The organism is Streptomyces sp. MK37H (genome assembly GCF_018035285.1).
Classification (GTDB): Bacteria; Actinomycetota; Actinomycetes; order Streptomycetales; family Streptomycetaceae; genus Streptomyces; species Streptomyces endocoffeicus.
The window spans coordinates 1-6842 of sequence record NZ_JAAAYH010000460.1 but is presented as its reverse complement, the minus strand read 5'-3'; the positions used below and the strand labels follow the sequence as shown (position 1 = coordinate 6842).

Annotated in this window: 3 protein-coding genes; all 3 read right to left on the bottom strand. The window is 73.8% G+C overall.

The genetic code is table 11. The features are described 5' to 3' along the window. Positions 1–92: 92 nt before the first annotated feature. Positions 93–1670, bottom strand: coding sequence for a DUF5719 family protein (locus GWI24_RS37735; protein ID WP_210950558.1), 1578 nt, complete (start codon positions 1668–1670; stop codon positions 93–95). Continuing rightward, positions 1667–5662: a glycosyltransferase family 2 protein gene (locus GWI24_RS37730; RefSeq protein WP_210950557.1), complete on the bottom strand. Its 3996-nt coding sequence runs from the start codon at positions 5660–5662 to the stop codon at positions 1667–1669. The genes GWI24_RS37735 and GWI24_RS37730 overlap by 4 nt, the downstream gene beginning before the upstream one ends. Positions 5663–6001: 339 nt before the next feature. Then, entirely contained in the window at positions 6002–6265 is a 264-nt protein-coding gene (locus GWI24_RS37725; protein WP_004952403.1) for a WhiB family transcriptional regulator, read from the bottom strand. Between the last annotated feature and the right edge of the window lie 577 nt (positions 6266–6842).

Genomic DNA, 6842 nt, shown 5'->3' with positions numbered 1-6842 from the left:
TGATCCGCCGGACACCCCGTAGCGGGCAGCGGTGACCGCGCCCACGGGGCACGACGGGCCCCAGGGCGGGCAGCCGAGGCTCCAGCCCCGCCCTAGTCGTCGTTGAGCAGGGACAGGTCCTGGCCCGCCTCGGGCACCGCGACCGTGCCCCGGTCGTCCGGCAGCGACTGGATCGTGAACATCGGGACCCCGTCCTGCGACAGTGCCAGCATCCGTGAGGCGTGCACCGGGCCGCCGGAGAGCCGCTCGACCGTCACCGCGTACGGGCCCTTGCCCGAGGCCGGGCGCGGTGGCTCCAGGGCCTTGGTGGTGCCGCCCTTGACCTCGTAGGTCTTGCTGACCGGGCTGCCGCCTCCCGCGCCCGCCGAGGCGGTGATGCGCACCTTGGCGGACGCGCGCGGCGCCACCAGGGAGAGCGTGGAGCCCTTGGTGCGGTTGTCGGCCGCGGTGGCGCTGCGCTCGATCGCGGCGGTCGCGGGGATGTACGCCGTCTCCTGGTCGCTCCCCTTGCCCCGGGTCACCTGGAGCGCGGCCACGACCGGTGTGGCCGGGCCCTCGCCGCCCTCGGGGGTGAGCAGCAGCGAGCCGGGCTCGCCCTTGGTCACGTCGCCGAGGTCGATCGCGGTCGTCATCCCGCTCTTGACGTGCAGCGACTCATGTCCGGCCGGGGTGATCGCGTTGTTCGGCCCGGCCAGCCGCACCTTGAGGTCCGCGTCGTCGGATCCGGGGGCGAAGACGATCAGGCGGGCCGAGGTGGCGTCCTTGGGGATGCCGGGGATCGCGACGCTCGTCGAGGGCACGGCGGAGGCCGGGAGCCAGTCGCTGCCCGCCTTCTGGTCCACGGCCTGCACGGCCGCCCCGATCCGGCCGGTGCGGGCCGTCACATGGAGCGAGGCGCTCGCCGCCCGCTGGTCGGTGAGGGTCGAGAGCAGGACCGGGACCGTGGAGCGGGGCGGGACGGTGATCGCTTCGTCGGTGGAGGGCTTCAGCCGGCCGCTCGGACCGTAGAGCTTCAGGTCCACCTCGGCCGCGGCGTCGTCCGGGTTCGTCAGATGGACGAAGTCCTGGCGGTTCCGGTCGGTGCTGACGCCGGGGAGCCAGAAGTCCGTGTCGGGTGCCGTGCACGCGGTGCCCAGGAGGCCGCGCCCGCTGCCCGCGTCGATCGTGGTGGTCTGCTGGACGGTCCAGCCGGGTGCGAAGCGGCCGTCGGCGGTGCCGATGAGCGCGGGCGCGCCCGCGCTGCTCTCCTCGGTGGTGACGGGCTTGCCGGGCTCCTTCAGGGGCAGCACGGGCTTGTCGCCGCCCGGGGCCGCCTGGCCGCCCTTCCCGCCGCCCTTGCCGTCCTTACCGTTCTTGCCGTCGTCCTTACCGCCGTCGCCGCCGGGATCCGTCGTGTCGTCAGCGGGGTTCTGGGCCGGCAGCAGTTCGGCGGCGCCGTCCTTGGCGTCCGCCCCTTCCCGCTTGGGCGTGTACGCGGTGTAGGTGGTGTCGCTCACGTCCGAGGAGGAGGGCGTGGGGCACAGCAGCGTCGAGCGCTGAACGGGCAGCCGGGTGGCGGCCTTCACGGAAGCGTCCGCGTCGTCGGAGGAGCCCCCCGTGAGGGCCGCGACGCCGGTGACGGCGGCCAGCGCGGTGGCGGCGCCGATCAGGGACAGGGTGCTGCGGTTCATCGCTGCTGATCGCTCCCGTCGCGGCGGTCCTCGGGGTCGGCGCCGCCGTACGTCGTGTCGCCCTGCGGGGGGTAGCCACCGTCGGCATAGGGCTGCTGCTGGTCGTAGCCGTAAGGGTCGGCGTACTGGCCGCCCGCGTAGGGGTCCGCCGGGTACTGGCCCTCCTGGTAGCCGGCCGGATAGCCGGTGTCCTGATAGCCGCCCTGGTAGTCACCGGCCGGGTACTGGCCGGTGGAGTACTGGCCGGCGTAGCCCTCGCCCTGGTACTGCTCCCCCGCGTACTGCTCTCCCTGGTACTGACCGGCCGGGTACTGGCCGTATCCGGCGTCGGCGTACGTCTGCGCGTCCCACTGCTGCCCGTACTGCTGCTGGTGCGGCACCGCCGCGTACGGGTCACCGGCGGCCGTCTGGTCGCCGTAAGGGTCGTTCGCCATCGCGTTGTCGCCGTAAGGGTCGCCCATGGCGGCCGGCTCGGCGGTCGGCCGCAGCGGCGGCTCACCCGGCATCGGCGGCTCACCCGGCATCGGGGGAACCTCGCCCGGCTGCCCGGGCATCGCGTCCGCGGCGGCCGGGTCCGTCTCCGGCCGCCCCTTGGCGCCCCCATCCTGAGGGGCCTGCGCCGCCTGCGCCTCCGCGGCGGCCCGCAGCCGCCGCGCCCGGCGGCCGTCGCCCGCCAGATCCTCGGCGGTGACGGCGGCGGCCGTGCCCTCCGCGTCCGGCATGTCGTCGTCGACGTTCCGGCGGCGGCCCGGCAGCGCGAGCACCAGCAGCACGACCGCGAGCAGCCCCTGCGCCCACACCCATGCGGTGTGTGTGATGGGCGTGTCGTAGGTGAGGTCCAACCGGCCGCCGCTCGCCGGGAGTTCGAAGCCCTGCGCCCAGCCGTCGACCGTCGTCGGCTTCAGCGGCTTGCCGTCGAGCGTGGCCTGCCAGTCGGGCGCGGACCGGTCGGCGATCCGCAGCACCCGCCCCGCAGTGCCGTCCGGCACCGTGGTGTGCGCCTCGACGGGGCCGGAGGCCACGTGCACCGGCTTGGCCGCCGCCCCGCCCGCCGGGCGGCCCGAGGACTCGGCCGGGACGATGGAGACCCGCGAGACCCGCTGGTCGACCCGCCACAGCACTCCGCCGTGCTGCCGGCTGAGCTGGGTGAGGCCCGGGGTCGCGTTCAGCACCCGCTCCATCTCGGGCGGCGCGCCCTTCTGGACGTACACATAGCGCACCGCGTAGCCGCCGAGCTGACGGGTCTGGTCGGCGCCGGAGCCCGCGATCAGATTTGCCACCACACCGTCGAGCCGGGTGTCGGAGCCGCCCGCCGCCGCGAGTTCGCCGTCGCCGAGCCGGGCGCCGGAGCCGCGCACCAGGGCGTAGTCGGCGTGGGCGGCACCGCTGTCGCCGCCGAGCACCAAAGTGCGGGCCTGGTCCTCGGTGGCGCTCTCGGCCGCCACGAACGCCGGGACCTGCGAGGGGTCGCGCCGTCCCACCGGGCCGTCCGCGCCGCCCGTCATCCAGGTGACGGCCGCGTACAGCGGCGCGGCGACCGTGGCGACCGCGATCAGCAGCGCCACCGGCTGGCGCCAGCCGAAGCTCTGCGCCGCCACCCGCTCCCGCGCGTCCTCGGCGCCGACCACGGCGGCGGTCAGCAGCGCCAGGCCGTAGACGAGGGTCGCGGGCCCGGCCCAGCCGGAGCCGCTCGTGAGCGCCGCGAAGAGGAAGCCGGTGAGCGCCACGGCCCACGCGGTGCGCACCACCGTCTGCCGCTCCCCGCGCATCAGGGCGGCGAGCGCGGCCAGGACGAAGCCGAGCAGCAGCAGCGTGCCGCCGCCGTTGGGGCCGCCGGGGCTGAGCGCGAGCAGGTCCAGGGCGGACGCGGAGCCGGCGCCGCGGTCCAGCCCGGCCTCCTTGAGGAAGCGGGCCGGGTCGGTGACGAGGTCCAGCGACCAGGGGGCGAGCACGACGAGCGGGGTGACGACGAGGCTCAGGAACCGCAGCCCGTACCCCATGAGCTGCTCGGTGCCGCTCTGCCGGTGGCGCAGCACGAGCACACCGGCGCCCAGGAGGAGCGCCATCGGCCAGACGACCGGGGTGAAGGCCATGGTGAACGTCAGCAGCAGCGCGTACGCCCACGTCGCCCGCCAGCTCGGCAGCCGCGTCCCGTTGCCGGTGAAGCCGGTCGCGGCGGCCGCCGCCCGGGCCATCAGCGGCAGCAGTACGGCGAGCACGGCGGTGCCGAGCCGCCCGCCCGCGAGCGCCCCGGTCGCGGCCGGGAGGAAGGCGTACGCGACGCTTCCCCAGGCGCGCAGCAGCCGGGACTCGACCAGCGGCCGGGAGGCGAAGTACGCGATGAACCCGGCCAGCGGCACCGAGCACACCAGCAACAGGGTCAGCGTGAAGCCCGTGGAGCCCAGGAAGACCGTGGCCAGCGAGGCGAGGGCGGCCAGATACGGCGGCGCGGACTGCGTGCCGCCGGTACCGACCGGATGCCAGCCGTCCACATAGCTCGACCACAGCTCGGAGACATGGGCGGGCGCGGGCAGCAGGGCCCCGCCCGCGAGCGCGCCGGCGCCGAGCAGATCCCGGCAGGCGACCAGCGAGACCACCAGCAGCACGAGGAAGAGCATCGGGCCGGGCTTGCGGGCGATCCGCTTGAGCCGGGCGAACTGCTCGATCTCCAGGAAGTCGGCGTCGTCGCCGCCGGGCCCGGACTCGACGGCGCCGTGCCGCCCGCCTGAGGACAGCTCGGGCTCGGAACGGCCGCCGATATTGCTGGCGACTTGCTCGACCGTCGCCCTTACGGTCGCGCCGGGCGGCGGGAAGAGCGGCCGCAGCTCGCTCGGCTCCGTCGCGGGGCGGCCTCTGCGCTTACGGGCGGCGAGGATCCGCCCCGGCCGCAGCAGGACACCGAAGAGACCGGCGACCTCGTCCAGGGCCTGCCCCGGCACCTTGCCCACGAGATAGGCCAGGGTGCGCAGCAGCGTGCCGAACAGGAGCCGCAGCATCACATAGGGCAGCAGCGCGCCCCGGGTGTTGACCAGCAGGGTGTAGACGGCGCCCGCCTTGTCCACGCGATGCGGGTTGGCTACGGAGCGCCCCACGCAGTCGATGGGCCGCCGCTCGCGCGCGGACGCCTCCGCGTGCCGCAGTACGGCGTCCGGGGCCACCAGCACCTGGTGCCCGGCCGCCTGGGCGCGCCAGCACAGGTCGACGTCGTCGCGCATCAGGGGCAGCCGGGAGTCGAAACCGCCCAGCTGCTCCCACACATCGCGGCGCACCAGCATGCCCGCGCTGGACACCGACAGCACCGGGCGCACCTGGTCGTGCTGGCCCTGGTCCTGCTCGCGCCGTTCGAGGCCGGTCCAGCGGCGGCCGCTGCGGGCGATGCTGACGCCGACTTCCAGCAGCTGCCGGCGGTCGTACCAGCCGCGCAGCTTGGGTCCGACGATCGCGGGCTCGCGGTTGGCGGTGAACTCGGCGTCGACGACCCGCAGCAGCTCGGCCAGGGCGTCGGGCTCGGGGGCGCAGTCGTCGTGCAGCAGCCACAGCCACTGGACGGGCTCGCCGTGCGGCAGCTCCGGCATGTCGTACGCGTCGTCGCGCCAGGTGCGGTTGACGGGGTCCCAGCTGCTGGGGCGCTTGAGGTAGGTGAGCTCCTCGGGACCCAGCACCGGGGCCGTACGGACCGCTTCGGCGACGGCCGTGCCGAAGCCGCTGCGGCGCGCCATGTGCAGCACCCGCTCCTCGCCGAGGGCCTCGGTGAGGAGCCGGGCGGAGTCGTCGGCGCTGCCGGTGTCGGCCGCGATGACGCTCTGGACCGGGCGCTCCTGGCCGAGCAGACCGGACAGCGCGTCGGGCAGCCAGCGGGCGCCGTCGTGGGCGACCAGGACGGCGGTGACGACATGACGCGGATAGGCCGGTGTCTGAACCGGTTCGTGAACGGGCGCAAACGCGGCGGTGGCGGCCGGGTATTGGGCCGCCGGGTGGCTGTGCACGGACATCGAGGTACGGGCCCCGGTTCGCTGGACTGCGGTGGACGCGCGCGCCCCATGGGGGCGTTGGAGCGTCTCGGACGGGGCCCCACACTAACGGCTGTGTATGCGACCGGTCCGCCTCCCGTCGCCATGGGCTCGGGGGCGGACCGGTCGCGGTGGCTCACTCCGCCGTGAACTGTGCGGATATGTCAGCGCGGGTCATGCGGTTCTGCCAGGTCCGACGGGTCCGACGGGCCCGGCGGCCCTGACGACGGGTCCGGCGGATCTGGCGGATCCCGGACGCCGTGGGTCGGACGGCGGGTCCCGGACGCCGTGGGTCGGACGGCGGGTCCCGGACGCCGTGGGTCAGACGGCGGCCTTCTTCAGGCGGCGCCGCTCGCGCTCGGACAGACCGCCCCAGATGCCGAAGCGCTCGTCGTTGGCGAGGGCGTACTCGAGGCACTCGGAACGGACCTCGCAGGCGAGGCAGACCTTCTTCGCCTCACGGGTGGATCCGCCCTTTTCCGGGAAGAACGACTCGGGATCGGTCTGGGCGCACAGCGCGCGCTCCTGCCAACCGAGCTCCTCGTCCGCCTCTTCGACCAGCAGTTGCTGGAACAACTCGGTCATGTGCGCCCCTCGTCTGTCTTTGCGTCCCCGTGCCTGATGCCGTTGGTGAAGCGGCAGAACGACACGAGTGAAATTACAAGTGTGCCGATCCGGGCCAGTCAAGCCGAGATCTGCTATTGGGCCTCTTATTCACTCTGCGGAACCAAGGCTGCGCGGAAAGTGTTCAAATCAGCCTAAACGCGACACCTTCCCCTTCCGTTGCCCGGGATCCCTCCTCTCACTCACTGAGGAGGACGCCATCGGCGCCGGTCCCGTTGCATCGCGCGGGAGATGGTGCGGAGTGGGCGGGGTGGTGCGGGGTGATGCGCGTTGATGCGCCGTGTCACCAATACAACGCGCGCACAAACCTTTCTGCCTCCACAGCGACCGGATGAGGTGAACCTTGACCTGAAACGTGAGATGAAGTTGACAGCGGCGCGGCGATCCGGGTCTCCTAGGTCGCATGTCAGTGACCCACGCGCCCCTGCCGACCCGTGACCACGGGTTCCGCTGCGCTGTGCGGGCTCGCTGTCGCTGTTCGAGCTGTTGATGCCTTCTGAGCTCCAGCTTCCCCCGCGTTCCGCACGCGGCGTCTCGT